At 62.7% G+C, this 24159-nt stretch carries 22 protein-coding genes; 5 read left to right on the top strand and 17 right to left on the bottom strand.

Going from position 1 to position 24159, the window contains the following annotated elements:
- Positions 1 to 667 precede the first annotated feature (667 nt).
- The 9 genes from HMPREF2993_RS04915 to HMPREF2993_RS04875 form a co-directional block, all read right to left on the bottom strand.
- Positions 668 to 1936 carry a glutamate-5-semialdehyde dehydrogenase gene (locus tag HMPREF2993_RS04915; RefSeq protein ID WP_070701347.1) on the bottom strand — a complete coding sequence of 423 codons (1269 nt, stop codon included), beginning with the start codon at positions 1934 to 1936 and terminating at the stop codon, positions 668 to 670.
- A gap of 74 nt (positions 1937 to 2010) precedes the next feature.
- Positions 2011 to 2517 carry a DUF1707 SHOCT-like domain-containing protein gene (locus HMPREF2993_RS04910; RefSeq protein ID WP_070701345.1) on the bottom strand — a complete coding sequence of 169 codons (507 nt, stop codon included), beginning with the start codon at positions 2515 to 2517 and terminating at the stop codon, positions 2011 to 2013.
- Positions 2517 to 3422 carry a D-isomer specific 2-hydroxyacid dehydrogenase family protein gene (locus HMPREF2993_RS04905; protein WP_070701340.1) on the bottom strand — a complete coding sequence of 302 codons (906 nt, stop codon included), beginning with the start codon at positions 3420 to 3422 and terminating at the stop codon, positions 2517 to 2519. The genes HMPREF2993_RS04910 and HMPREF2993_RS04905 overlap by 1 nt, the downstream gene beginning before the upstream one ends.
- Positions 3423 to 3437: 15 nt before the next feature.
- Positions 3438 to 4367, bottom strand: a complete 930-nt coding sequence (locus HMPREF2993_RS04900) for a D-isomer specific 2-hydroxyacid dehydrogenase family protein (RefSeq protein ID WP_070509961.1) — start codon at positions 4365 to 4367, stop codon at positions 3438 to 3440.
- The gene (gene proB, locus HMPREF2993_RS04895; RefSeq protein ID WP_232751595.1) at positions 4367 to 5527 is read right to left on the bottom strand and encodes a glutamate 5-kinase; all 1161 of its coding nucleotides are present in this window, start codon (positions 5525 to 5527) and stop codon (positions 4367 to 4369) included. The genes HMPREF2993_RS04900 and proB overlap by 1 nt, the downstream gene beginning before the upstream one ends.
- 91 nt (positions 5528 to 5618) lie before the next feature.
- Positions 5619 to 7148, bottom strand: a complete 1530-nt coding sequence (obgE, locus tag HMPREF2993_RS04890; protein WP_070701338.1) for a GTPase ObgE — start codon at positions 7146 to 7148, stop codon at positions 5619 to 5621.
- A 160-nt stretch (positions 7149 to 7308) separates the two neighbouring features.
- Positions 7309 to 7587, bottom strand: a complete 279-nt coding sequence (rpmA, locus tag HMPREF2993_RS04885; RefSeq protein WP_010190882.1) for a 50S ribosomal protein L27 — start codon at positions 7585 to 7587, stop codon at positions 7309 to 7311.
- A gap of 43 nt (positions 7588 to 7630) precedes the next feature.
- Positions 7631 to 7936 (bottom strand): 50S ribosomal protein L21, encoded by a 306-nt coding sequence (gene rplU / locus HMPREF2993_RS04880; RefSeq protein WP_010190885.1) that lies wholly within the window; start codon positions 7934 to 7936, stop codon positions 7631 to 7633.
- A 201-nt stretch (positions 7937 to 8137) separates the two neighbouring features.
- Positions 8138 to 11344: a translation initiation factor IF-2 N-terminal domain-containing protein gene (locus HMPREF2993_RS04875; RefSeq protein ID WP_070701336.1), complete on the bottom strand. Its 3207-nt coding sequence runs from the start codon at positions 11342 to 11344 to the stop codon at positions 8138 to 8140.
- Positions 11345 to 11499: 155 nt separating this feature from the next.
- On the opposite strand from HMPREF2993_RS04875, the gene HMPREF2993_RS04870 reads away from it, so the two are divergent.
- Entirely contained in the window at positions 11500 to 12303 is an 804-nt protein-coding gene (locus HMPREF2993_RS04870; protein ID WP_070701334.1) for a hypothetical protein, read from the top strand.
- Here HMPREF2993_RS04870 and arsB read toward each other — a convergent pair.
- Entirely contained in the window at positions 12300 to 13364 is a 1065-nt protein-coding gene (arsB, locus tag HMPREF2993_RS04865; protein WP_070701373.1) for an ACR3 family arsenite efflux transporter, read from the bottom strand. The genes HMPREF2993_RS04870 and arsB overlap by 4 nt on opposite strands.
- Before the next feature lie 114 nt (positions 13365 to 13478).
- Here arsB and HMPREF2993_RS13045 point away from each other — a divergent pair, with 114 nt between their 5' ends.
- Positions 13479 to 13829: an ArsR/SmtB family transcription factor gene (locus HMPREF2993_RS13045; RefSeq protein WP_083299213.1), complete on the top strand. Its 351-nt coding sequence runs from the start codon at positions 13479 to 13481 to the stop codon at positions 13827 to 13829.
- Positions 13830 to 13939: 110 nt separating this feature from the next.
- Here the strand turns inward: HMPREF2993_RS13045 and ndk are convergent, their stop codons facing one another.
- The 6 genes from ndk to HMPREF2993_RS04835 are packed head-to-tail and all read right to left on the bottom strand — an operon-like array spanning position 13940 to position 20331.
- Entirely contained in the window at positions 13940 to 14350 is a 411-nt protein-coding gene (gene ndk / locus HMPREF2993_RS04860; RefSeq protein WP_039676402.1) for a nucleoside-diphosphate kinase, read from the bottom strand.
- 59 nt (positions 14351 to 14409) lie between these two features.
- Positions 14410 to 14721, bottom strand: coding sequence for a hypothetical protein (locus tag HMPREF2993_RS04855; protein WP_070701332.1), 312 nt, complete (start codon positions 14719 to 14721; stop codon positions 14410 to 14412).
- Between the two features lie 5 nt (positions 14722 to 14726).
- The gene (locus HMPREF2993_RS04850; RefSeq protein ID WP_070701371.1) at positions 14727 to 15572 is read right to left on the bottom strand and encodes an alpha/beta hydrolase; all 846 of its coding nucleotides are present in this window, start codon (positions 15570 to 15572) and stop codon (positions 14727 to 14729) included.
- A 48-nt stretch (positions 15573 to 15620) separates the two neighbouring features.
- A complete protein-coding gene (locus tag HMPREF2993_RS04845) occupies positions 15621 to 16067 on the bottom strand; it encodes a DUF4233 domain-containing protein (RefSeq protein ID WP_049157140.1) in 447 nt (148 codons plus the stop codon).
- On the bottom strand, positions 16064 to 17593 hold the full coding sequence (locus HMPREF2993_RS04840; RefSeq protein WP_070701330.1) for a bifunctional tetrahydrofolate synthase/dihydrofolate synthase: 1530 nt from the start codon (positions 17591 to 17593) through the stop codon (positions 16064 to 16066). Before HMPREF2993_RS04840 ends, HMPREF2993_RS04845 begins: the two co-directional genes overlap by 4 nt.
- Positions 17593 to 20331, bottom strand: a complete 2739-nt coding sequence (locus tag HMPREF2993_RS04835; protein WP_070701328.1) for a valine--tRNA ligase — start codon at positions 20329 to 20331, stop codon at positions 17593 to 17595. The genes HMPREF2993_RS04840 and HMPREF2993_RS04835 overlap by 1 nt, the downstream gene beginning before the upstream one ends.
- A 57-nt stretch (positions 20332 to 20388) precedes the next feature.
- On the opposite strand from HMPREF2993_RS04835, the gene panB reads away from it, so the two are divergent.
- Both panB and panC read left to right on the top strand, forming a co-directional pair.
- Positions 20389 to 21210, top strand: a complete 822-nt coding sequence (gene panB / locus HMPREF2993_RS04830; RefSeq protein ID WP_070701326.1) for a 3-methyl-2-oxobutanoate hydroxymethyltransferase — start codon at positions 20389 to 20391, stop codon at positions 21208 to 21210.
- Positions 21211 to 21219: 9 nt separating this feature from the next.
- A complete protein-coding gene (panC, locus tag HMPREF2993_RS04825; protein ID WP_070701324.1) occupies positions 21220 to 22041 on the top strand; it encodes a pantoate--beta-alanine ligase in 822 nt (273 codons plus the stop codon).
- On the opposite strand, the gene HMPREF2993_RS04820 is transcribed toward panC, so the two are convergent.
- Positions 22038 to 23000, bottom strand: coding sequence for a malate dehydrogenase (locus HMPREF2993_RS04820; protein ID WP_070701322.1), 963 nt, complete (start codon positions 22998 to 23000; stop codon positions 22038 to 22040). The two genes, panC and HMPREF2993_RS04820, sit on opposite strands and share 4 nt — an antisense overlap.
- Positions 23001 to 23175: 175 nt before the next feature.
- On the opposite strand from HMPREF2993_RS04820, the gene HMPREF2993_RS04815 reads away from it, so the two are divergent.
- Positions 23176 to 23919 (top strand): TetR/AcrR family transcriptional regulator, encoded by a 744-nt coding sequence (locus HMPREF2993_RS04815; RefSeq protein ID WP_049157151.1) that lies wholly within the window; start codon positions 23176 to 23178, stop codon positions 23917 to 23919.
- Positions 23920 to 24159 lie beyond the last annotated feature (240 nt).

The raw sequence follows: 24159 nt of genomic DNA, 5'->3' as shown, positions 1-24159 counted from the left end.
CTCGAAAAATTCCTTTCGAGTAGCTTTCGAGCCGCCTCTAGGGGCGCGTCTGGCCGGTGCCATGCAGCACCCACCTAGTAGACGTCACCTGATTTAGGCCAATGTAGTGCGGAACAATCCCACCCCACCGCCGAAAACCACCAGGCAGCAGTATCAAGAGTCACGTTGCTCACCCACCCAAGACCTAAGTCAAGCCACAATGACCGTTTCCGTAGAGCACTGCACGTCTCTTCCCAAACGGATTACCTCTTCGCTCCCTCGCAATGCGCAACGCCTGCGTCCCTCCATCGACATGCTGGAAGCATCTGACAAAAGGCATCAGTCATAAGGCGTTTTCACGGCTGAAAACGCCATTTACTCATTGCAGATGGCGTTTTTAGACCCAAAGATGCCCTTTGCCAGATGCCTTTTGCAGGGGACGCCTTCCGGACTTAAGCCATTTTAGTGCGGAACACCCCCCTCACCGTCAAACAACACCAGGTAGCAGTGTTAAGAATGACGTTGCTCACCCACCTATGCCCTAAGTCGGGTTAGAGTACCCAGTCCTGTCACGCCGCGCAGCACGAACCCCACGCAAGGCGAACAATCTACTCGAAAAGTTTTCGAGTAGGATGTTTTGCGCAGGTCAGGCTCGAAAAATTCCTTTCGAGTAGCTTTCGAGCTGCCTCTAGGGGCGCGTCTGGCCGGTGCCCTGCAGCACCCACTTGGTAGACGTCAGCTCCGGCAGAGCCATCGGGCCGCGCGCGTGCAACTTCTGAGTGGAGATGCCGATTTCCGCGCCCATGCCGTAGACCTCACCGTCAGTAAACGCGGTGGAGGCGTTGAGCATGACGGCCGCAGCATCCACCTCGTTGGCGAAGGTCAGCAGCACGTCAGCGTCCTGGGCGGCGATGGCCTCAGTGTGGCCGGTGGTGTACTCAGCAATGTGCGCGATGGCGCCGTTGACGCCATCGACCACCTTGGCGCAGATATCCATGGAGAGGAATTCTTCGCGCCACTCTTCGTCGGTGGCCTCCACGGCGTCCTTAACGCCGAAGGCTTCGAGCTCCTTCACATCGCCGTGGATGGTGACGCCTGCCTCCTGGAGGGAGGTGATGATGCGGAGCTTTGCGGCGTCGTCAAGCGCGGCGTCGATCAGCACGCCTTCCGTAGCATTGCACACCGAGGTGCGGCGGGTCTTGCCGTTGATCACCATATCGGTAGCCTTGTCCAGGTCAGCGGAGGCATCGACGTAGAAGTGGCAATTGCCGGTACCCGTCTCGATGGCGGGGACGGTAGCGTTTTCCACCACGGCATTGATGAGGCGCGCGCCGCCGCGCGGGATGACCAGGTCCACCAGTCCGCGGGCGGTGATGAGGTCCTGCACAGAATCGTGGGTCTCACAGGGCAAAAGCTGCACGCCTTCGCGCGGCAAATCGAACTCCACGAGGGTGTCCTGGAGGAGCTCCACGAGCTTAGCGTTGGAGTTCTTCGCGGACTTGGAGCCGCGCAGCAGCGGCACGTTGCCGGACTTGAGGGCCAGGCCGAAGGCATCGACGGTGACGTTCGGGCGGGCCTCATAGACCATGCCCATCACGCCGAGCGGCACACGAACCTGCTTCATCTGGATGCCGTTATCCATGGTGCGCCCCTGCAGGATCTCCCCTACCGGGTCCTGGAGGGAGGCTACCTGGCGCAGGCCGCCGGCAATGCCCTCGATGCGGGCGGCGTCCAGCGACAGGCGGTCGACGAGGGACTCGGACATGCCATTAGCGCGGCCGGCCTCGATATCGAGCTGGTTAGCAGCGAGGATGTCCTCGGTGTGCGCGATGAGGTTCTCGGCGGCGCGGTTCAGGATTTCATTCTTGCGCGGGGTGGGCAGCTGCGCGAACTGCGGCGCCACCGCCTTGGCGGCGCGGGCTTTGGACAGAACTTCTTCACGTTCGGTGTTGCTCATGCCATACCAGCGTACGGAAGGTCTGCCCGCTTGTCAGGGATTCTGTGCCGCTATGGGCGCGGATCGGCCCTTAGTTAGGCCTCGAGCTCGCGGCGGCGCTCAGCGGCGGCACGCAGGCGTTCAGCGCGCTTTTTCTTTTCCCCTTCGGACAGCTCATCGAAGAGCTCTTCATCCGACTCGCTGAACTTCAGCACCCCGCGTGCAGCCCAGGAAGCGAAGAACGCGATGACGGGCGAGATCCAGAAATAGCTCCAGTCAAAGACGAAGAGGCCTAGGAAGAGCGCGATCATCGCCACCGACCAGATGACGGAATCCGCTATCTGCACCTTGCGTCCGCGGGATAGCATATCCTCCAGCTCCGCCTCGTGGCGGGTAGCGGGTGCTGTAGCACGTGGGGTGGAAAGCTCCGGCAGGTCCGCAAAGAGCTTTTCGACGTCTCCGCGCGTGCGCGCCGCGGCAGCCTCGCCGGTGCGCTGCTCGAATTCATCGGGGCCCAACGCTCCGTTGACGAAGTGCTGGCTCAACTGCTCTAGAGCCTCAGAACGCTCCGCATCACCAACGCGGATATCGGGGTTCTCCATTAATAACCTGCCTTCGGGTCAACCAGAGTGGGCAGCTCCTCCCCCGCCGCGAAAGCCTTGGCCACCTTGATGGTGTGCGCGCCAATCTTCTCGCGCACGGAGCGCTGCGTATTGGCAATGTGCGGGGTGATAACCACGCGCTGATCCCGCCACAGCGGGTGATCCTCCGGCAGCGGCTCTGGGTCGGTGACGTCGAGCGCGGCACCCGCGATCTCGCCCGACTCGAGTGCTGCGAGGAGGTCCTCGGTGTTGATGAGTGGGCCGCGGCCCACGTTAACCACCACTGCATGCTCCGGCATCTGTTGGAAAGCCTCCGCATCCACCATGTGGCGGGTCTCCGGGGTCAGCGGAGCGATAAGGACGAAGTAATCAGCCTTCGGCCAAACCTTGTCCACCTGGGAAATCGGGTAAGTTTCCTCAGCGCCCTCAACCGGGTTGCCGGAGCGGTTGACCGCAATGATGCGCGGCCCGAAACCAGACAGCATGCTAATCAGACGCTTGCCAATGCCACCGGCACCAATAATGGCCACCGTCTTATCGTCGTAGAGGTAGGAGGTGTGGGCCTCCATGTCCGCATAGGAATCGAACGTGCCGTTGACGCGGCGGTGCGCATGCAGCTGCGCCAGGAGCAACGCGATGGTGGATTCAGCCACCGTGTTGTCATATACCCCGGCCGCGTTCGACCACGGCACGGTGGTCGCCTTCATGGCATCCAAGACGTGATCCACGCCCGCCGAAGGAATCTGCACGAAGCCAATGCTCTCCGGCAGCGGGTCCGGGAAGTCAGTGCCGTTGCCGGTGTAGATGAGGAAGGTGGCCTCATCAAGCGGGGCGCGCTCAAAGCCCGCGGCATCGAGCACCTCGATGGTTTCCTCCCAGGGGTGTGGTTCGATGGCGTACTTCATGCACATCCTCCTTAACTAATAACCGGCGTCCGGATCGACGCGCGTGGGCATATCCTCGCCGCGCTCCCATGCGGCGGCGTTGGCATTGAAGATAGCACCCAAGTGGTACTGGGCCACGTGATCCGATGCCGCCATGTGCGGGGTCAGCGTAGCGTTGGGAAGCTCATAGAGCGGGTGGCCATCCGGAAGCGGCTCCGGATCCATGACCTCGAGGCCCGCTCCCGCGATCTCGCCCGTGCGCAGTGCATCCACGAGATCATCAGTGACTACGGTGCTGCCGCGGCCGACGTTGATAAACACCGCCGAGCGCTTCATGGCGCGGAACACCGCAGCATCAAAGAGAGCTTCCGTCGCTTCTGTCGCCGGCAGAATGCTCACCACGAAATCCGCCTCGCCCCATGCTTCGTCGACGCGCTCGATAGGGAGTGTTACGTCCGCGCCGTCCACTGGGCGGCCCGAGCGGTTCACCGCGGTGATGTGCACGCCAAAGGGCCGGAGATAGGCCATGAGCTGCGTGCCGATTCCTCCCGCGCCCACGATGAGCACGCGCGTAGGCCCCTGTTGGTCATAGAGCCAGGCCTGGGATTCATCGAGCTCACGCGCCACCGACCAGGACTTCGCCAGCGCGAAAGCCTTGTGGTGGTGCGCCTGGGAGAGCATGAGCCCCAGCGCGGATTCCGCCACGGGCTTGGCAAAAGCGCCGGCGGAGTTGCACCACGGCAGGCCATCCGGCCGGATGAGCCCGGCCTCGATATGGCGGTTCACCCCGGTGAAGCAGTATTGCACCCACTGGATATTCTCCGGAATCTCCGGGGTCTGCGCCGGGTCCGAGGCGGTGTTCACAAAGACCTCGGCTTCCGCCAAGCTCTCCACGCGCTCGTGCCCGGCTGCGTCGATATCTGCCACGGTCGCTGCCCACACATCGGGGCCCATGAAATAGCGCATTAAATTCGGGACGCGAAATTGGACAGGTAGTCGGCGTGAACAACCGGGCGGCGCATGTCCTCCGGCAGCTCCTCGGTGTGCTTGCCCAGCAGGTTGCGCAGCGTGGCGGAGTCATAGCCCACCTCACCGCGGCCAATGACCTGGCCCTTGGGGCCCATAATGTCCACGATCTCACCGGCGCTGAACTCACCCTTGATATCCGTGATGCCCACGGCCAACAGGGAGTTTCCGCCGCGGACCACGGCTTCCATGGCGCCCTCGTCGAGGCGCAGCGAGCCGCCGGTATCCGCGCAGTAGAGCGCCCAGAACTTCCACGCAGACAGGCGGCGCTCCTCACGGGTGTGGAAGACGGTGCCTACGGAGGCGTCGTCAAGCGCCTGTCCGATGTTATCCGCCGAGGTCAGCAGCACGGGAATGCCGCCGCGGGTGGCCAAGCGCGCAGCAGAGACCTTCGTGGCCATGCCACCGGTGCCGACCTTGCCGCCGTCACCAGCAACAACCGCCTTGAGGTCCTTGCCGGTGCGCACCTCCTCGACGAACTTGGCATCGGGCTCCGCCGGGTTCTTGTCATAAAGGCCGTCCACGTCGGAGAAGAGGAAGAGGGCATCCGCGCCAACCAAGTTGGCCACGAGCGCGGAGAGGCGGTCGTTATCACCGAAGTGCATCTCGGAGGTCGCGACGGTGTCATTCTCATTAACGATGGGCACCGTGCGCATCTGGCGCAGGCGGTCAATGGTGCGCTGGGCGTTGCGGGCGCGATCGCGCTTGCCGACGTCCGACGCGGTCAGCAGCACCTGCCCAATGGTCCGGTTGTAGCGGGCGAAGGATACGCCCCACTCGTAGGCGAGGTGGACCTGGCCCACCGCGGCAGCTGCCTGCTTGGTGGCGAGATCGGTGGGGCGCGTGGTCAGGCCCAGCGGGCCCATGCCCGCGGCCACCGCACCGGAGGAGACGATGATGATGTCCGAGACATTCATGCGGGCGCACACGGCGTCAACGATCTTGTCGATCTTCTCAGTCGAGGTCACGAAGTCATCGCGCGTCAACGACGAGGAGCCGATCTTGATGACGATGCGCTTGGCCTTGGAGATCTCCTCACGCAGGGGTGAGGAGAAACCGCTGGATTTTTCCGACAGCGTGGTCGTCTCCGGATAGTCCATATCCGGGGTTGGCCCCTCGAAAGGTTCGAGGGGAAGAGGATAGTCGATCTGGTTGTCGTGTTCGGATGACATACCGGCTCAGTATACCGGGCTAGCCCTGCCAGCGATCGCGGTTTGCGGACTCGCGCGTGACCTCCCCGTCGGTGCCATAGTCAAACTCGTCGACGAGACCGCGGCGTGCCTGGGAAGCGCGCTTACGCTCGGCAGCCGAGACTCGCTCGGTGCTCATGAGGCGGCCATCCTGTCCGCGGCCAGCGTCGGTCGCGCGGCCACCAGCCATGGGCTCGTACTCGAAGGTGATGTCCCCGATGGTCACGGGGCAGCCTTCCTGCGCGCCTTGGCGGTGCAGTTCCTCTTCGACACCGGCCTTGGCAAGGCGGTCCGCGAGGTAGCCCACGGCCTCGTCGTTTTCGAAGTCGGTCTGGCGGATCCAGCGGTCGATTTTCTCGCCTTCGACGATGAAGCCGCCCTCCACCTCCGGATCCGGGGTGACGGTGAAGTCGGCGAACCTGCCCTTCTTTTTCTTGCCCACGGACTTCGGCTGAATAATGGTGTGGTTCTTGTCCGCGGCGACCTTGGGCTGAGCCTTGCGGTGCTCGTTGACCATCTCCATGAGCTTGTACTTCAGTGGGTCGAGGCCCTTGCGCGCGACCGCGGAAATGATGAAGACGGGCCAGCCGTACTTCTCCTCGAGGTCACCCTTGACAAATTCTGCTAGCTCTTCGGCCTCGGGAATGTCCGCCTTGTTGAGGATGATGACGCGCGGGCGCTCACGCAGATCACCCAGGCCGGTGTCCTGCTCCAGCAGCTCTTGGTACTTGGCCAGCTCGGTCTCGAGCGCCTCGATATCGGAGAGCGGGTCGCGGCCCGGCTCGATGGAGGCGGTATCCACCACGTGCGCGAGCACCGCGGTGCGCTCGATGTGGCGCAGGAAGTCGAGTCCCAAGCCCTTGCCCTCGGCGGCCCCAGGGATCAGGCCCGGAACATCCGCCATGGTGAAAGACTCATGGCCCATGTCCACTACGCCCAGGTTGGGCTGGAGGGTGGTGAAAGGATAGTCACCAATCTTCGGCTTGGCCGCCGAGAGAACAGAAATAAGGGAGGACTTACCCGCGGAAGGAAAGCCCACGAGGCCGACGTCCGCCATGGACTTCAGCTCCAGGATGAGATCGCGCGCCTCACCAGGTTCTCCCTGCAGCGCAAAGCCCGGAGCCTTACGAGCAGCCGAGGCCAGTGCTGCGTTACCAAGTCCGCCGAAACCGCCCTCCGCAGCCACGAAGCGGGTCCCCGGGACCGTGAGGTCCGCGAGCATCTCCCCATCCTCGGTATAGACCACGGTGCCTGCCGGCACCTCCAGAATGAGGTCCTTGCCGCGCGCGCCGTTGCGCCAGTCGCCAGCACCGTTGCCGCCACGCTCGGATTTGATGTGCGGGCGGTAGTGAAAGTCCATCAGCGTATGGATTTGGGTTGAGACCTCCAGCAAGATGTCTCCGCCGTGGCCGCCGTTGCCGCCATCGGGCCCGCCGAGCGGCTTGAACTTTTCGCGGTGAACGGAGGCGCAGCCGTGTCCGCCATCGCCTGCCTGCAGGTGCAAAACCACTCGGTCAATGAATCGTGCCATGCCCGTTAGTCTAACGGTTCCTGGCATACCGTCCTAGTTGAGCACTGCCGGGGATCTGAAGCCCACGGCCCCTTTAGTCTTCTCCACGCTCTCCCGCCACGCCGGCCGCGTGAAAACGACAAAATCCCGAGCAAACGCTCGGGATTAAGCCATGAAGCTCTTAGGCAGTTGCTTCTGCAGCAGCCTCTTCAGCCGGAACAATGTTGACCAGACGACGGCCACGCTTGACGCCGAACTCAACAGAGCCTGCAGCGAGAGCGAACAGGGTATCGTCGCCGCCGCGACCAACGTTCTCACCCGGGTGGAACTTGGTGCCGCGCTGACGCACGATGATCTCGCCGGCCTTAACCTGCTGACCACCGAAGCGCTTGACGCCGAGACGCTTGGACTCAGAATCGCGACCGTTGCTGGAGCTGGAAGCACCCTTCTTGTGTGCCATGTGGTTTTCCCTCCTTCAGGGATGAATTAGTGCCGGTTAAGGCTTACTTGATACCGGTAATCTTCAGCGTGGTCACCGGCTGACGGTGACCGAGGCGACGCTTGTAACCAGTCTTGTTCTTGTACTTGAGGATGTCGATCTTCGGGCCCTTGCCCTGCTCGACAATTTCAGCGGAGACGGAGACCTTCTCGAGGTCTGCGGCCTTCGACTTGACGGTTGCGCCATCGACGAGCAGAACCGGGGTGAGAGCAACGGAGGAACCCGGCTCACCCTCGATCTTCTCGACCTTGACGAGGTCACCTTCAGCAACCTTGTACTGCTTTCCGCCGGTCTTGACGATCGCGTACATAGAGGGCTACCCCTTATCTAAACTCGGCTCGCTAGCAGCTGGGTGGTGCCGCTAACGAATGGACATTGGACATTGGCGTTTAGAACCACATCCGCGAGAGACGTGCGGAAACCGCAGCGCGTCCCATCGAGCGCATTCATGGTCTAAACAGCGACTGTCAAAGACTACCCCGTGAGGGGGCGAAAAGGCAAAACGCCTTTTCTAGCGCGACCTGCGCCGTGCTACTCGACGCCTCCCGCGCCCGCCCCTGCGCCTTGTCGACGCCGTAGTCTCCTCGCGCTCCTTCGCCTCAGTGCTGTGCTCCGCGCCCCTACCGCGTTCCTTCGGTGCCGGCGCGGATTGGCTCTGCGCCATCTTGCGCACCACTCGGCGGCGACCGCGGCTGCGGGTCGCGCGCACGTTCATGTTCTCGCCCGACTCCGCGGCCTTGCGCTCTGCCTTGGCCTCCTTTTTAGAGGTGGCCAGCGGAGCGTCCTTGGCTGGGGTCTCGCCCTGTGCAAAGTCTTCGCGCTTCGGGCGAATATCCGAACGGGAATTTCCGCGTGTGCGGCGCTTGCGGCGCGGCGAGTTCTCGAAAGCCTCGACGGCTTCCTCGTAGGTTGGCTCCGAGCGCTGTGCGGAGGACTTCTTCTCCGCTTCAGCGTTCTTAGCGTTCCTATCCTGCTTGCCTTGCTGCGCGCGCAAGCCCTCACTCGTCTCCTCGCGCTGTGGCTCCCGGAAGGTACGCGTTGCCCGGCGCGGCTTGCGCGAGCGCTTCTGCTTGGATTTCGGCTTCGATCGCTTCGCTTCCAGGCTTTCCGCTACCGCGTAGCCAATGGACGCGCTATCCGGCGTCTCCGCGTCATCGTCGTCCACGACGACCACGCTGGCCACGAGTTCCTCCAGCGAAGATTCTTCGTCGCGCGCTGCTTCTTCATTGTCAGCACGGGCAGCCTCATGCTCGGAAGCGGCATCGTCGTCCTCGCGATGCATACGGACGGCGGCCGGGTGCTTCTTCGGATCGCGCTGCGGTGCACGGCGTTCCTTACGGCCGCGGCGCTGCGGCTTCGAGTTATCCTCTTCCGTCTCCTCATCAACCGGGTACTCGTGAATGATGATTCCTCGGCCATGGCAGGCCTCGCACTCGGTGGAGAAAGTCTCGATGAGGCCGGTGCCCACGCGCTTGCGCGTCATCTGCACCAAGCCCAGTGAGGTGACCTCAGAAACCTGGTGACGAGTCCGGTCGCGCCCCAACGCTTCCTTGAGGCGGCGCAGCACCAGATCCTGGTTTTCCGGCAAGACCATATCGATGAAGTCCACGACGATCATGCCGCCGATATCGCGCAGGCGCATCTGGCGCACGATCTCCTCGGCCGCCTCGAGGTTATTTCGCGTCACCGTCTCTTCCAGGTTGCCGCCGGAGCCGGTGAACTTGCCCGTGTTGACGTCAATGACCGTCATGGCCTCAGTGCGGTCGATGACGAGGGTGCCGCCAGACGGCAGCCACACCTTGCGGCCCAGGGCCTTCTGCAGCTGCTCATCAATGCGGTAGGCGCTGAAGGCATCCTCGCCATCGTGCTCGCGGGCGTCGTATCGCACCACGCGGTCGGCCAAGTCATGCGCCATGGAATCAACGTAGGCGCTGACCGTGTTGTAGGAACGCTTGCCGTCCACCACCAAGGTGCTGAAGTCCTCGTTGAAAAGGTCACGCACCACCTTGATGAGCAGGTCCGGCTCTTCGTACAGGGTGACCGGCTTGGCGCCCTTCGTTGCCTTTTCGTGCGCGGCGCGGGCGCTAATGTCCTCCCACAATGAGTGGAGGCGGTTGACGTCGGACGCGATGTCCTCCTCCGACACGTTTTCCGCTGCGGTGCGGATGATGGCGCCGCCATCCCCCGGGATGACGCGCTCCAGAATCCCCTTGAGGCGCTTGCGCTCCGGCGCCGGCAGCTTGCGGGAAATGCCCGCGCTGCGCCCGCCCGGCACATACACCAGGAAACGACCGGCCAGGGAAATCTGAGTGGTCAAACGTGCGCCCTTGTGCCCGATGGGATCCTTGGCCACCTGGACCAGGACTTGGTCACCGGACTTCAGCGCGTTTTCCACCTTGCGGCTGCGCCCACCAATGCCCAGGGCGCGCCAGTCGATGTCTCCCGCGTACAGCACGCCGTTTCGGCCCTGTCCGATATCGACGAAGGCGGCCTCCATCGAAGGCAAGACATTTTGCACGCGGCCCAAGTAGATATTGCCAATCTGGGAAGGGTGCGTCTCGGTCGTGACAAAGTGCTCGACCAGGAGATCATCCTCCAGCACACCAACCTGGGTGATGATGCCAGCGCCGTCGGTACGCTGCTTATCGCGCACCACCATGGTGCGCTCTACAGATTCGCGGCGCGCCAAAAACTCCGCTTGGGAGACGATGTGCTGGCGCTCGCGGCCCTTCTCCCGCAGCTCCGCACGGCGGCGACGCTGCGCCTCGATGCGGGTTGAGCCCTTAATCGCCTTCGGCTCGTCGATGTGCTCGACTTCCTCGCGGACTACCCCGCGGCCTTCTGCTCCGCGGCCACGAGAGGTACCGCGGCTGCCGCGACGGCGACCGCGCGGCTGGCTTGCCGGTGCCGAATCTTCCTCGATTTCTTCCTCGCGTTTTTCTGACTTCTGACGCTTGGCCAGCGGAGTGATCTTCGGCGCCATGAAGACCGGCGCGAAGTCGTACACGTCCGGGTCTTCCTCAGCCATCGGGGTGATCAGCGGAGTGAGCTCGTCGTCCTCGTCGCTATCACCGGCCTCGGCGAGCGCCTCGTGCAGCATTTCGGCATCGACCTTGTCGACGATCTGCGAAATCTCGTTATCAACGTTCTTGCGCACGCGCTCGCGCAGCTTTTCTTCTTCCTCGCTCAGCTGCTCCGGTTGCGCGGCCTGCTCAGCATCCTGTGCCAGCGCGGCTTCCTGGGACTCCCCCGCGCTGTCCGGTTGCGCAGCAGACTCTTCCGGTGTGGGTTCCTTTGTCTGTGTCTGCTCCTTCGACTCAGCCTTCTTGCCTGCCTTGCTCACGCGTTTGACCGCGCGCTTGGCGCGCTTCTTCTTGACGGTCTTCGTGGGCTTATCCTCTGCCGAAACCTCCGGCTGGTCGGCGTCCTCGGCCGCGACCTGGTTGTCCTCGGTTGCTGCCTGCTCGGGGGCTTCGGTTGCGGGTACGAGGGCGTCGATAAGCTGGCCCACCTCTTCCGGTGTCAGCGAAGACTGTGCGGACTTCTTAATTCCCATCTCCGCGAACTGGGCCACCAATTCCTTGGAGGCCACGCCCACCTGCTTAGCCAGGGCATAGAGGCGGGTTTTGGGTGCGAGCGCCTCGCGGTCGATCCCCGCTACCGCCGCGGCCAACGTCGATTCAATACGTTCTTCTTCTGTTTTCTTCTTGGATGCCATCAGTGGCTAATCTCCTGACGTTGTGCTCACCCCGGGCGCAGGTTGCCGCCACACGGCGGTGAGTCTTTGAAAAATTCTTAAAATCCTTATTCAATTGTGGTGCCTTCCATTCTGGCACAGAGCTCGACCTAGGCTCACATGTTAGTATCGCCGCTATGTCCGACAGCGCGCCCACAAACACACCGGCAGAGCGGAAATTACCTGAACAGACGCCACGCACAGTGGCGCAGGCGCGCGCCCGCAACGAGATTGCGCTGCGGGATATTGTCACCGTAGCCGTACCCGCGGGCATCGCCTCCGGTCTTCGCGTCGTTGATTTCCCTTACCCTTATGCGGTCCCTGTCTATGCGGTGCTCATCATGGTGATGCTCTACGGAGCCTTCCGCATCATTCGCAGCAAGCCGAAGTTGGTGGAAGCCGCGCAAGAAGAATACCGGGCGGGCGACTACCCCACCCTTGCCTACTTGTTGCCCGTGCTGGCTATCTTTTCGCCGCTGATCACCGAAGGGATACAGTCCATCGGGCTTTTCGGAGACGTCTCGTTCAACCCCATCCTCGTCGCGGCGGGCCACACTGCCTTTGCCATTCCGGCGTTCATCATCGGCGGCCGCGCCTTCGGCACCACTGCTTTCCGCGTGGGCAAACGCCGTATCCAAGCCATCACGGAAAAGGACAGCCTGGAAGGCGTCACCGAGCAGAGCATCACCGCGGTGGAGAAACACCCCGAGGTCCTCAGCGGACTGGTGGCGGCTGGTGCGGTTACCGGAAATATGATTTCTATTCCAGCATTGGGCCGGTTGCTGGACTATGAAGAGGGCCTCGAGGACGAGCTGCGGGAGCTCGAGAAGGCCGGCGTGGTGAAGATGTCTGGCTTCATCTATGGCAAAGGCAAACGCACCTATAACATCACGCTCACCGAAGATGGTGTGCGCAGCATGAATGCCGCGCACACACGCTAGCGTGGAAGGGTGTCATCGCCCGGAAAGAGCTTCGGCCCGATCCACAGCATAAGGTAGACCAAGCTCACGAGAACGGGGATTTCAACGAGAGGACCAATCGTTCCGGCTAGGGCCTGGGCAGAAGTCGCGCCGAACGTTCCAATGGATACCGCGATCGCAAGCTCAAAATTGTTTCCTGCAGCAGTAAAAGCCACGCTGGCAGATTGCGCATAGTTCATCCCTACGGACTTAGCTACGCCCAATGACAACACAAACATGCCAACGAAATAGATAACCAATGGCACAGCAACGCGTGCTACCGCTGCTGGCTGCTCCACGATGTTTTCGCCTTGCAGAGAAAACAGCAGAACGATGGTGTAAAGCAATCCGATCAGAGCCAGAGGCGATACAGCAGGGAGGAAGCGGTCCTCAAACCACTCTCGTCCCTTCACCTTTTCGCCCCAGAAGCGGGACAACGCACCCAAAAGGAACGGAATGCCCAGGAACACGAGAACAGCCTTGACGATGGCCCAAAAAGAGAACTCTGCACTCGTGATATCAAGTCCCAACCAGCTTGGGAGGATGCGAAGGTAGAACCATCCCAACATGCCAAACATGGCCACTTGGAAAACAGAGTTAAGCGCGACAAGGATCGCCGTTGCCTCGCGGTCCGCACACGACAGATCCGACCACACGAGCACCATGGCGATACAGCGAGCAAGACCCACAATGATCACGCCGGTGCGAAGCTCCGGCTGGTCAGTCAAAAAGAGCCATGCCAGGGCAAACATGAGCGCAGGCCCCACCAGCCAATTAAGGACGAGCGACACCACCATGAGACGGCCATCAGTAGCAATTTCCCGGGTTTTCTCATAGCGGACCTTCGCCAAAGGCGGATACATCATGAGGAGGAGGCCAATTGCGATCGGAATGGACATCCCACCAACTTTGACGGCCCCTAAGGCGTGACCAATTCCGGGGAGAAAGTGGCCGATAAGCAGTCCAATGGCCATCGCCAAGATGATCCACACGGGTAGAAAGCGGTCAAGAAAAGACAACGTGGGACGCTGCGGCAGGGCCATGTCTTCCTCTTCCTTCATTGTTGAACAGAGCAGGATACGAAAGTGCAATATACAGCTCATATTGATACACGTCAATATGATTACGAAGGCAAGCATAGCCCATATACTGAACACATGGCTTCCTCCCCCGCTCCCAAGACCAGCGCTGACGCGGCTGAGTGTTGTTCCCTCAGCACGGGCCCTCTGAGCGCCGCCGAGGCGGCGCACTTTTCCCAGCAATTTAAAGTCCTGGCTGACCCAGCCCGCCTCCGGCTCCTGTCCATTCTGTGTGATGAAGGGTGCGGACCGATGAGCGTCACGAAGCTCACAGAGCTCACCGCACTGAGCCAACCCACAGTCTCCCACCACTTGGCACGTCTGCGGGAAGCTGGCCTCCTCACCCGAGAGCAAAGAGGCCGTACCGTCACTCATCGCGTTGAAAAAGACGCTTTTACGGCGTTGCGCACACTTCTCTCTTTCGATTGACCCGCGAACCAGCGTGCACCCGTTAGCCAGCGTGCAATAGCGGGGCGGGAAATAGAAAAAGCCCGAGCATCTGCTCGGGCTTCGTTACGCGCTCAGCGCGGTAATCATAGTTAGAGGTTCGGGAACCAGATGGAGATCTCGCGCTCAGCGGACTCCGGGGAGTCGGAACCGTGGACAACGTTCTCGCCAACGGTCAGAGCGAAGTCACCGCGGATGGTGCCCGGGGTAGCCTTCTCCACTGGGTGGGTGCCACCGGCCAGCTGACGCCATGCGGCGATGGCGGACTCGCCCTCGACGATGCCAGCAACCAGCGGTGCGGAGGTGATGAAGTCAACCAGCTCGCCGAAGAAAGGCTTGTCCTCGTGCTCGGCGTAGTGCTTCTTAGCGGTCTCCTCGTCGGCGACGCGCAGATCCATGGCGACGAGCTTCAGGCCCTTGCGCTCGATGCGGGAGATAATCTCGCCCACGTGGCCGTTCTTGACGCCGTCCGGCTTGATGAGAATCAGTGTACGTTCAGTCATAGGGCACATAGTACAGAATGGGTGCTCCCGCGTCCTGCCAGTGGGCCAATTATTAAGCGCTACGTAAGGCGTTGCACGATTTCCTCCGCACGCTCATGGCTCGTGCCACGAAACCACAGCTGCACTTGGCGCACGGCCGTGCCGTATTGACCGCTCTCCAGCAGGCTTTTCAGATCCTCGCGCTGCCACTCCTCCAGATCCGCAAACTCCACCGGCTTCTCATCGCGCTGCTGCTTGAGCATGCCCACGACGAGGAACACAAAGGCCGGAATCAACAGCGCCAGCGGCAGCGCAAAGCCGCCAAAATACAGCTTGGCCACGAGAGCAGCGATGCACAACAGAGCGGACAGGCCGTAAAGAAGAAAGAGCATGCCGGCTAGTCTAGCGCGTTGAGCGTCGACTGCAGCCAGACGCGAGAGTTCATGAGCAGGCGTTTCGCCGCCGCGGTATGGGGAGCCCACAACTCGAAGGCATGGACGCCTCCATCCACGACCTCGCATTGCGTGGGCACGCCGGCAGACTTCAGACGCTCGGCGTAGTCCACAATTTCGTCGTAGAAAAGCTCACTGCTCCCCGCATACAACCAAGCCGGTGGCAGACCTGCTAACTCCGCGCGGCGACCGGGCACGGCATAGGGTGCGTCTGGGTTGCCGTTGGTGTAGTAGCGCCAAGCCTGCGCATTGGAGTCCGCGTCCCAGATGGGATTGCGGTCGGTGGAGGCAGCGCGGTCATCGAGCATCGGGCAAAAGAGCCACTGCCCCGCCGGCTGAATTCCGCCTTCATCTAGGAGGCGCTGGCACAGTGCGGCGGCGAGCCCTCCCCCGGCGCTTTGGCCGCCGATGACAATCCGATCTGGGCTGATTCCCAGATCTTCCGCATGCGTGAGGAGCCAGTGGTGGGCCGAGTGGACGTCGTCAAGCGCGGCCGGATAGGGGTTCTCCGGGGCATAGCGGTAGTGCGGCGCAATGACGGTGACACCGACTTCCGCGGCGGTCTCCTTGAGGTGTTTGACGTCCTGGCGCGGATGGCCCATGAGCAGCCCTCCGCCATGGATCCACAACACAGCTCCGCGTGGGTTCTCCGGGCTATAGATCGTCGCACGGATGTCGGCGTTTCTCACCCGCCGCGTGCGCACGCCCTGGATTAAGGGCGCGGGCCAGAGCGCGGGGACTACACGCCCGGCACGGCGGATGAGCGGATTGGTCGGATCCCACAGCGACATAAAAGCCGCCCCCGCGCGCAGCTCCGGCCGGATAAACACCGCGGCGGCCTACTTCTCAGTCAGGTGCTGCGTGGTGAGGTAGCCGCGCTCCATGCGGGCGACGATCACCGAACGCATGTAGGCCGCGAGTGCCCAGAGCAGGGCGAAAATGATAAAGATCGTGGCGACGGACCAGTGGACCATGAAGCCGAGAACAATGCCGATAATGTGGAGGACAATCTGTGCCCCAACGATCCACGGCTTATTCATGAAGGGGAAGGATGCAAGCAGTAGCACCATGAAGCCGATCACCACGCCGTAGTTAAACGGGGTCCACAGAGTGCCGTCATACAGCTTGTACAGCATTGGCAGCGCCAGAACCAGGGTGATCAGTTCCATGGTGAGGGAGCTGGCCACCACCATGCCGCCGAATTGCTTGAGGGGATCCTTGGCCGGTGCTTGGCCTAGTCCGAGCGGGCCGATCTCCTCCTCAGGGATGGGTTTGCGGGGGCTCATGCGGGCTCCTTTCCAAAGAGTGCGCGGGCGTCACCAGCAGTGACCACCGAGCCGGTAATCACGATGCCGGATCCGGACTGCACGTCGGCGTCCTCCGCCAATTCAACGGCCTGAGTATAGGCACTAGGCAGGTCGGGCTCGACGTACACCCGTTCTTCACCGAAGATGTCGCGCGCCAGCTCCGCTAGCTCATAGGCATCGCGGGCGCGCGGCGAGGTGTTCTGTGTGATCACGACTTCCGTGAGGACCGACTCGAGGGCAGTAAGGATGCCGGCGGCATCCTTGTCCGTGAAAATGGACACCACGCCGATGAGGCGCGCAAAATCGAAGTCGCGGTCGAGCGCTGCGGCCAACGCCTTGGCGCCGTGCGGGTTGTGGCAGGCGTCAAGGAAGGTCGTAGGGCTGGTGCGCACGCGCTCCAAGCGGCCGGGGGAAATGGCCTTGGCAAAGCCGGTGCGCACCGAAGCAAGGTCGAGCGGATGGCCTGCCGACGCCCCGAAGAAGGCCTCCACCGCAGCCAAAGCCACGGCCGCGTTCTTGGCTTGGTGCTCGCCGTGCAGTGGCAGGAAGATGTCTTCGTACATCCCACCCAGGCCCTGGATGGTGAGCTGCTGGCCGCCCACTGCAATGCGGGATTCCAGCGCGGCGAACTCGGAGCCCGCGCGCGCTACGCCGGCGCCGACGTCGACGGTGCGCTGCAGCAGCACGCGCATGGCTTCTGGGTCTTGCTCGGCAATGATGGCGATGTTCTCCCCCGGCGTGAGCACGTCGTCGGCATCGTGCTCACGGGCCTTGATAATGCCGGCCTTCTCACCGGCGATCTCGGTGATGGTGTCACCGAGGTAGTCCGTGTGGTCGAGGCCTACCGGCATGACCACGGCCACTTCCGCGTTAACCACGTTGGTGGCATCCCACGTGCCGCCGAGGCCCACCTCGACGACGGCGACGTCGATGGGGGCATCGGCAAAGGCTGCGTAGGAAATGGCAACAAGCACTTCGAAGGTGGACATGGGAATGTCGGAGCGGGAATCCACCATCTCCACATAAGGCTTGATTTCGCGCCAGATGCGCACGAAGTCGCGCGGGTGGATGGGGTGGCCGTCGATGCCGATGCGCTCGGTCACCAGCTGTAGGTGGGGGCTGGTGACGAGGCCTACGCGGCGGTGGAAGGAGCGCAGCAGCGAATCGATCATGCGGGCGGTCGAGGACTTGCCGTTGGTTCCAGCGACCTGGATGACGTGGAAGGAACGCTCCGGATTGCCCAACAGATCCATGAGCATCTCGATGCGCTCGAGGCTGGGCTCAATGATGGTCTCTGGGGCGCGCGCGTTGAGCTCCGCGGTTACCTGAGCCAGCTCCGCGAGCTCCTCCGGCGTGGCCTGCTCGGGCGCTGCCTCCTCGTAGTCATCCTCGCCGCCGAGGTTGAGTGTTAGGCCGGAGTCGGTGATTTCGACCGGCCCGCCATCGGTGCCCTCCGCGAGGGCATCGACGACCTCAAATTCCTCGCGGTCTTTCTCCCCCGCCACTACTTGAGTCCCTTCAGACGTGCGGTGATGCGCTCGACTTCTTCCTGGGCCACCTGCTGGCGAACGCGGATCTTCTCCACGACTGCCTCCGGCGCCTTGGACAGGAAGGCCTCGTTGCCCAGCTTCTTGCCGGTCTGGTCCAGTTCCTTCTGGGCCTTGGCCAGATCCTTCTCCAGGCGCTTGCGCTCGGCTTCGACGTCGACGGCGCCGGAGGTATCCAGGGTGACCTCGACGGTGGCCTGGGACAGGCGCACCTCGATGGAAGCAGAGGCGGTGAAGTCTTCGCCCGGCTCCGTGGTGTTGGCCAAGTTGCGGATGAGCCCCTCCTGCTCCTGCAGGTCGGCCGCGGCGAAGTCGAGGCGGCCCGGGACCTTCTGGGAAGGCTTGACACCCTGATCGGAGCGGAAGCGACGCAGCTCGGTGATGAGCTTGTCGGCGTCCTGAATGCGGCGCGCGGCCACCTCATCCTTCTCCGCGCCACCGTTGGTGTGCTCCTGGGTAGGCCACTGCGCGGTGACAATGGTCTCCCCGCCAGTCAGAGCCTTCCACAGGACCTCGGTGACAAACGGCATGGTCGGGTGCAGCAGGCGCAGAACCAGGTCAAGAACGCGGCCCAGAACGATCTGGGTCGTGCGTCCGGTGGCCTGCTCCTCGGCGCTCGCCCCATCGAAGTCACGCGGGATCTGGGTCTTGGCAATCTCCAGGTACCAGTCACACAGCTCATCCCACACGAAGTGGTAGAGCAGCTCATTGGCCTTGGCGAACTGGTAGTCATCCAGGTAGGCGTCCACCTTGGCGCGGACCTCTTCGGAACGGTCGAGGATCCAACGGTCGGCGTCGGTCAGCGCGTCGCGTGCCGGCAGCTCAGCCACGCCCGCGCCGTTCATGAGCGCGAACTTGGTGGCGTTGAAGAGCTTGGTGGCGAAGTTGCGACCGGCGGCGGCAGCGTCGACAGCCAGCGGCAGGGCCACGCCCGGGTTCGCGCCGCGAGCCAGGGTGAAACGCAGTGCGTCCGCACCATAGTCGCGCACCCAATCCATCGGGTCGATGCCATTGCCCAGGGACTTCGACATCTTGCGGCCCTGCTCATCGCGCACCAGGCCGTGCAGGTAGATGTCGGTGAACGGAACCTGCGGGCGGCCATCCTTGCCCTCACCGAGCAGCTCCGGGGTGTGGGCGCCGGCGAAGGTTCCGAACATCATCATGCGGGCGACCCAGAAGAAGAGGATGTCATAGGCGGTGACCAGCACGTTCGTGGGGAAGAACTTCTCCAGATCGGCGGTCTTTTCCGGCCAGCCCATCGTGGAGAAAGGCCACAGCGCGGAGGAGAACCAGGTGTCCAGAACGTCCGGATCCTGGACGTAGCCTTCCGGTGCTTCCTCGTCGGGGCCGAGGCAGACAATATCTCGCTGGCCATCCTCGCCCTCCGGGCCGTACCAGATTGGAATGCGGTGGCCCCACCACAGCTGGCGGGAGATGCACCAATCGTGCATGTCATCAACCCACTCGAAGTAGCGCGGCTCCAGGGACTTCGGGTGGATGGTGGTATCGCCCTCGCGGACGGCGTCGCCAGACATCTTCGCCATCTTCTCCACGGCCACGAACCACTGCAGGCTCAGGCGCGGCTCGATGGGCTCGCCGGAGCGCTCCGAGTGGCCCACGGAGTGGACGTAGGGGCGGATCTCCTTGACGATGCGGCCCTGCTCGCGCAGCGCCTCGCGGATCTCCACGCGGGCTTCCTCGCGGGTCAGGCCGTCGAACTTCGTGCCGGTGTTCGCGATGTGTCCGGTGGTGTCCATGATGGTGGGCATGTCCAGGTCGTGGCGCTGGCCCATGGCGTAGTCATTCGGATCGTGCGCCGGGGTGATCTTCACCGCGCCGGTACCGAATTCCATGTCCACGTAATCATCGGCGATGATCTTCAGGCTAAGATCATCGCGGAAGGGGTGCGGCAGCTCCTTGCCCACCAGGTGGGCGTAGCGCTCGTCCTCGGGGTGGACGGCGATGGCGACGTCGCCCAGCATGGTTTCCACACGGGTGGTGGCCACGATGAGGTGCGGTTCATCGTCGTTCAGCGAGCCATAGCGAATGGACACGAGCTCGCCCTCGACGTCCTTGTACACGACCTCAATATCAGAGACGGCGGTCTCCAGCACTGGGGACCAGTTGACCAGGCGGTTGGCCTGGTAGATCAGGCCCTCGTCGTAGAGGGTCTTGAAGATGGTCTGCACGGCGCGGGAGAGGCCATCGTCCAGCGTGAAGCGCTCGCGGGACCAGTCCACGGAGTCGCCGATGGCGCGCATCTGGTTCTGGATGGTGCCGCCGAACTCTTCCTTCCACTCCCAGACCTTGTTGATGAATTCTTCGCGCTCATAGTCCCAGCGCTTCTTGCCTTCCTGCTCACGCAGGCGGGCCTCCACCTTGGTCTGGGTAGCGATACCGGCGTGGTCAGCACCCGGCAGCCACAAGGTGGCATAGCCCTGCATGCGCTTGCGGCGAATGATGGAGTCGATCAGAGTGTGGTCCAGGGCGTGGCCCATGTGTAGCTGGCCGGTGACATTCGGCGGCGGCAGCACGATGGAATAAGGCTCCGCCTCCGAGGACGCATCCGGGGTGAAGTAACCGGCGCTTACCCAGCCTTCGTAGAGGACTTTTTCTACTGCCTGCGGCTCCCAGGACTGGGGAAGCTGGTCCGCGCGGTTGGTGCCAACGAGTTGCTCTTTATTCTGATCAGTCACCTGGCCAACTCTACCCTGTGCGTCAACTGGCACCAGCGCCGTGTCTAGAGTAAGGGCATGTCTCACAACCCTGGCCACCGCGCCCGTCTCCGCCCCCGCCATTTCGCCCGCGCCAAAGAAAACTCTCAGGCCTTTGCGTGCCTGACGAGTTATGACTGCATGACCGCCGAGATCTTCGATGAAGCCGGGGTGGATCTCCTGCTCGTGGGCGATTCCCTGGCCAATGTAGTCCTGGGCCGCGAAACCACGCTGTCTCTCACCCTCGATGAAATGATTCCGCTCGCCCGCGCCGTGGTCTCAGCCACCTCCCGCGCCTTCGTGGTGGTGGACCTTCCCTTTGGCTCCTATGAGGACGGCCCCTCCCAGGCGCTCGAAACCGCGGTACGCGTCATGAAGGAAACCGGTGCGCAGGCCGTGAAGCTAGAGGGCGGCGCCGAGCGCGCACCGATTGTCGCCGCGATTGTCGCCGCCGGCATCCCCGTCTGCGCCCACATCGGCTTCACGCCCCAGCAGGTCCACGCCTTGGGCGGCTTCGTGGTCCAGGGCCGCGGTGCCGGTGCGGAGAAGCTTCACGACGACGCCCGCGCCCTCGCCGAGGCCGGAGCCTTCGCCGTGGTGCTGGAAATGGTCCCCGCCGCGTTAGCTGGGGAGGTCACCAAGGAGCTGCCCATTCCCACCATCGGCATCGGCGCGGGTGCGCAGACCAATGGCCAGATTCTGGTGTGGACCGATGCCTTCGGCCTGGGCGGGCCCAAGGCGCCGCGCTTCGTGCGCCGCTACGCGGACCTGCGCGGTGCGCTACTGGAGGGCGCGAAGGAATACGTAGCGGATGTGGGCGAGCGCTCCTTCCCCAACGCCGAGGAATCCTTCGAGGACTAGGGTTTAGCCATGCAGATCCTCAAAACTAAATCTGAATTCCGTGCCTTCCGCGCCGCAGTCTCCGGCACCGTGGGCTTGGTGCCCACGATGGGCGCGCTTCACGACGGCCACGCTTCCCTCATTCGCCGCGCCCGCGAAGAGAACGACACCGTGGTGTGCTCGGTCTTCGTCAATCCCCTCCAGTTCACCGACCTCGGCGACTGCGAAGACTACCGTGCTTACCCGCGCGATCTGGATACGGATGCCGCGCTGCTGGACTCGCTGGGTGTTGATGCCGTCTTCGCCCCCAGCGTGGAGGAGATGTACCCGGGTGGCACCCCGCGGGTGTGGGTGCGCACCGGCGAGATGGGCTCGGTTTTGGAAGGTGCCTCGCGGCCCGGCCACTTTGACGGCGTGGCTACCGTGGTGAGCAAGCTGTTCAACCTCGTTTCACCGGACCGCGCCTACTTTGGGCAGAAGGATGCCCAGCAGGTGGCCATTATCCGGCGCTTGGTGGCGGACCTTGACCTGCCGCTGGAGATCATCAGCGCGCCCATCGTGCGCGCAGCGGACGGCGTGGCCGAGTCCAGCCGCAACGCTCGCCTGAGCCCTGCCGAGCGAGAGCAAGCCGTGGCGCTGTCCCAGGCGCTCTTCGCTCTGCACGACGGTGCTTCCCTCGAGGAGGCTGAAGCCCAGCTCGCCTCCTCCCCCGGCGTCACGGTGGATTACCTCACCGTGGTGGACCCGGCCACGCTCGAGCCCATTGATGCACAACACCGGCCCGCCCTGGCACTGGTTGCGGCGCAGGTGGGGCCGGTGCGGCTCATCGATAACTTGGTGCTTGACGCTTAGCCCTTGAGCAGGTGGGCTACGGCCTCGCGCTCCTCACGCAGCTCCTGAACGGAGGCCTCGATGCGCTCCTTCTGGAAATCGTTGAGCTCGAGACCCTGAACGATTTCCCACTTGCCGTCGCGGGCGACGGTGGGGAAACCTGCGACGAGGCCCTCGTCCACGCCATAAGAGCCATCCGAGACGATGGCAGCGGTGCGCCAATCCTCAGTACCGTGGATCCAGTCGTGCATGTGGTCCACTGCGGCAGACGCTGCGGAAGCGGCTGAGGACTTACCGCGCACGGCGATGATCTCGGCACCGCGCTTAGCCACCTTCGGAATCATCTCTTCCTTGTACCAATCCTCATCCACCTCGGCGTTGGAGAAGGTCAGGTCAGGGAACTGGGATGCAGAGTGGTTACCCCACACGGCAACCTTGGTCAGCTCCGCGGTAGGCATGCCCGTCTTAAGGGAGACTTGGCTCTGGGTGCGGTTGTGGTCCAGGCGCATGAGCGCGGTGAACTGGCTCGGGTCCAGGTCCGGTGCACTGTTGGCAGCGATATAAGCGTTAGTGTTGGCCGGGTTACCCACGACGAGGACGCGGACATCGCGCGCGGCGACGTCGTTCAGCGCCTTGCCCTGCACGGTAAAGATGGCACCGTTAGCCTCCAGCAGGTCTGCGCGCTCCATGCCCTTGGTGCGCGGGCGGGAGCCCACGAGGAAAGCGGCCTTGGTGTCCTTGAAAGCCACGTTTGGATCATCGGTCACGGTGATGCCGCGTACCAGCGGGAATGCGGAATCATGAAGCTCCATGGCCACGCCTTCAGCTGCGCCAATGGCGTCCGGGATTTCCAGCAAAGCCAGCTCCACCGGGGTGTCCTTGCCATAGACATCGCCCGCAGCGATGCGCCACAGCAGGGAGTAAGCGATATTTCCGGCGGCGCCGGTCACGGTAATCTTGACGGGTTGGGAAGCAGTCATGTGTGAATCCTTTCGGCTCGGTACTCACCTTCCCAGCCTAGTCCCGTTTTTCGCCCCCATGGGGTGTAATTTTACCCCCGAAAGATGCGAGTTCTTTGTACTTGAGCTCCATGACCGTCTTTTTTCGGCATAGTGGACAACTGTACGCATATTCATCGACTAGACGGGACTTTCCATGAGCACTGAGACTGCATCGGTCGACTCCGGCTCTGTTGAGCGCGTGATCGATGTTGCGATTGCAGAGTTTGCTGAGCACGGCTATGCCGAGACCAAGCTCGAATCCGTGTCGAAGCTCTCTGGGATGTCCAAGCGCATGATCCACTACTACTTCGGGGACAAGAAGGGCCTCTACCAGCAAGCCTTGGCGGCGGCGGCGCGGCGCCTCAACCCGCCGGAGGGCAGCCTGGAGATCAACTCCGCCGTTCCGGTCGAGGGCGTGCGCACCTTGGTGGATTGGTTGTTCCGCCAGCATGTGGATAACCCTGAAGCCATTCGGATGCTGACGATGGAATCCTCCCACAGTGTGCTGGAGTCCTCGCAGGCGCTTGTCGACGTTTCCGAGATCTCCCTCCACCTAGACCGGCTGCTTATGCTGGGCCAAGATTCCGGCGCGTTCCGCCCGGGCATTTCCGCCAACGACATCTTCACGTTGATTTCTGCGCTCACGATGTACCGGGTGACGAATCACGCGATGATGAGCAACCTGCTCGACATCGACATGCATACCCACAACAACACCGAAGGCCTACACCGCATGGCCGTCGATGCCGTGCTGGCCTTCCTCACGGCGAACATCCCCGACATTGGCTTTGAGTCTTACCTCACCCAGAACGAAACTGAGCTTGATGCCGAGTCTGCGCCCTTGGATGTCTACTCCACTGAGGACGACGGCGACGTGCCCACGGGTCTCTACGAATAGCTCATCACCCCCATATGGCGCCAGCGGCCCATAGTCCCCGCCCTACCCGCTCAGCATGCACGCAAAGACCCATCCCGGCGCCGTTTTGGTGTGGAGATGGGTCCTGCCCCCGGAAAGTAGACACGTCGGGGGTCAGACCCGTGACCCGCTGAACTCGTCGTGGCCAACCTCACCTCACTACGCACTCTGAAACCGGAAGAGCCGCTTAGGCCCTTCCGGTTTTAGAGTGCGTTGATTTTG

This window comes from Corynebacterium sp. HMSC068G04 (assembly GCF_001814885.1).
Taxonomy (GTDB): domain Bacteria; phylum Actinomycetota; class Actinomycetes; order Mycobacteriales; family Mycobacteriaceae; genus Corynebacterium; species Corynebacterium hiratae.
This window is presented reverse-complemented; position numbering and strand designations above follow the sequence as displayed.

Bases quoted from the DNA above. Each gene is read 5' to 3' on its own strand.
- HMPREF2993_RS04820 (WP_070701322.1), bottom strand. From the start codon at position 23,000: ATGACTGCTTCCCAACCCGTCAAGATTACCGTGACCGGCGCCGCCGGA.
- rpmA (WP_010190882.1), bottom strand. From the start codon at position 7,587: ATGGCACACAAGAAGGGTGCTTCCAGCTCCAGCAACGGTCGCGATTCT.
- HMPREF2993_RS13045 (WP_083299213.1), top strand. From the start codon at position 13,479: ATGGCTTCCTCCCCCGCTCCCAAGACCAGCGCTGACGCGGCTGAGTGT.
- HMPREF2993_RS04845 (WP_049157140.1), bottom strand. From the start codon at position 16,067: ATGAGCCCCCGCAAACCCATCCCTGAGGAGGAGATCGGCCCGCTCGGA.
- arsB (WP_070701373.1), bottom strand. From the start codon at position 13,364: ATGGCCCTGCCGCAGCGTCCCACGTTGTCTTTTCTTGACCGCTTTCTA.
- HMPREF2993_RS04910 (WP_070701345.1), bottom strand. From the start codon at position 2,517: ATGGAGAACCCCGATATCCGCGTTGGTGATGCGGAGCGTTCTGAGGCT.
- rplU (WP_010190885.1), bottom strand. From the start codon at position 7,936: ATGTACGCGATCGTCAAGACCGGCGGAAAGCAGTACAAGGTTGCTGAA.
- HMPREF2993_RS04900 (WP_070509961.1), bottom strand. From the start codon at position 4,367: ATGCGCTATTTCATGGGCCCCGATGTGTGGGCAGCGACCGTGGCAGAT.
- HMPREF2993_RS04815 (WP_049157151.1), top strand. From the start codon at position 23,176: ATGAGCACTGAGACTGCATCGGTCGACTCCGGCTCTGTTGAGCGCGTG.
- proB (WP_232751595.1), bottom strand. From the start codon at position 5,527: ATGGACTATCCGGAGACGACCACGCTGTCGGAAAAATCCAGCGGTTTC.
- HMPREF2993_RS04855 (WP_070701332.1), bottom strand. From the start codon at position 14,721: ATGCTCTTTCTTCTTTACGGCCTGTCCGCTCTGTTGTGCATCGCTGCT.
- ndk (WP_039676402.1), bottom strand. From the start codon at position 14,350: ATGACTGAACGTACACTGATTCTCATCAAGCCGGACGGCGTCAAGAAC.
- HMPREF2993_RS04850 (WP_070701371.1), bottom strand. From the start codon at position 15,572: ATGTCGCTGTGGGATCCGACCAATCCGCTCATCCGCCGTGCCGGGCGT.
- HMPREF2993_RS04870 (WP_070701334.1), top strand. From the start codon at position 11,500: ATGTCCGACAGCGCGCCCACAAACACACCGGCAGAGCGGAAATTACCT.
- panC (WP_070701324.1), top strand. From the start codon at position 21,220: ATGCAGATCCTCAAAACTAAATCTGAATTCCGTGCCTTCCGCGCCGCA.
- HMPREF2993_RS04875 (WP_070701336.1), bottom strand. From the start codon at position 11,344: ATGGCATCCAAGAAGAAAACAGAAGAAGAACGTATTGAATCGACGTTG.
- HMPREF2993_RS04915 (WP_070701347.1), bottom strand. From the start codon at position 1,936: ATGAGCAACACCGAACGTGAAGAAGTTCTGTCCAAAGCCCGCGCCGCC.
- obgE (WP_070701338.1), bottom strand. From the start codon at position 7,148: ATGGCACGATTCATTGACCGAGTGGTTTTGCACCTGCAGGCAGGCGAT.
- HMPREF2993_RS04905 (WP_070701340.1), bottom strand. From the start codon at position 3,422: ATGAAGTACGCCATCGAACCACACCCCTGGGAGGAAACCATCGAGGTG.
- panB (WP_070701326.1), top strand. From the start codon at position 20,389: ATGTCTCACAACCCTGGCCACCGCGCCCGTCTCCGCCCCCGCCATTTC.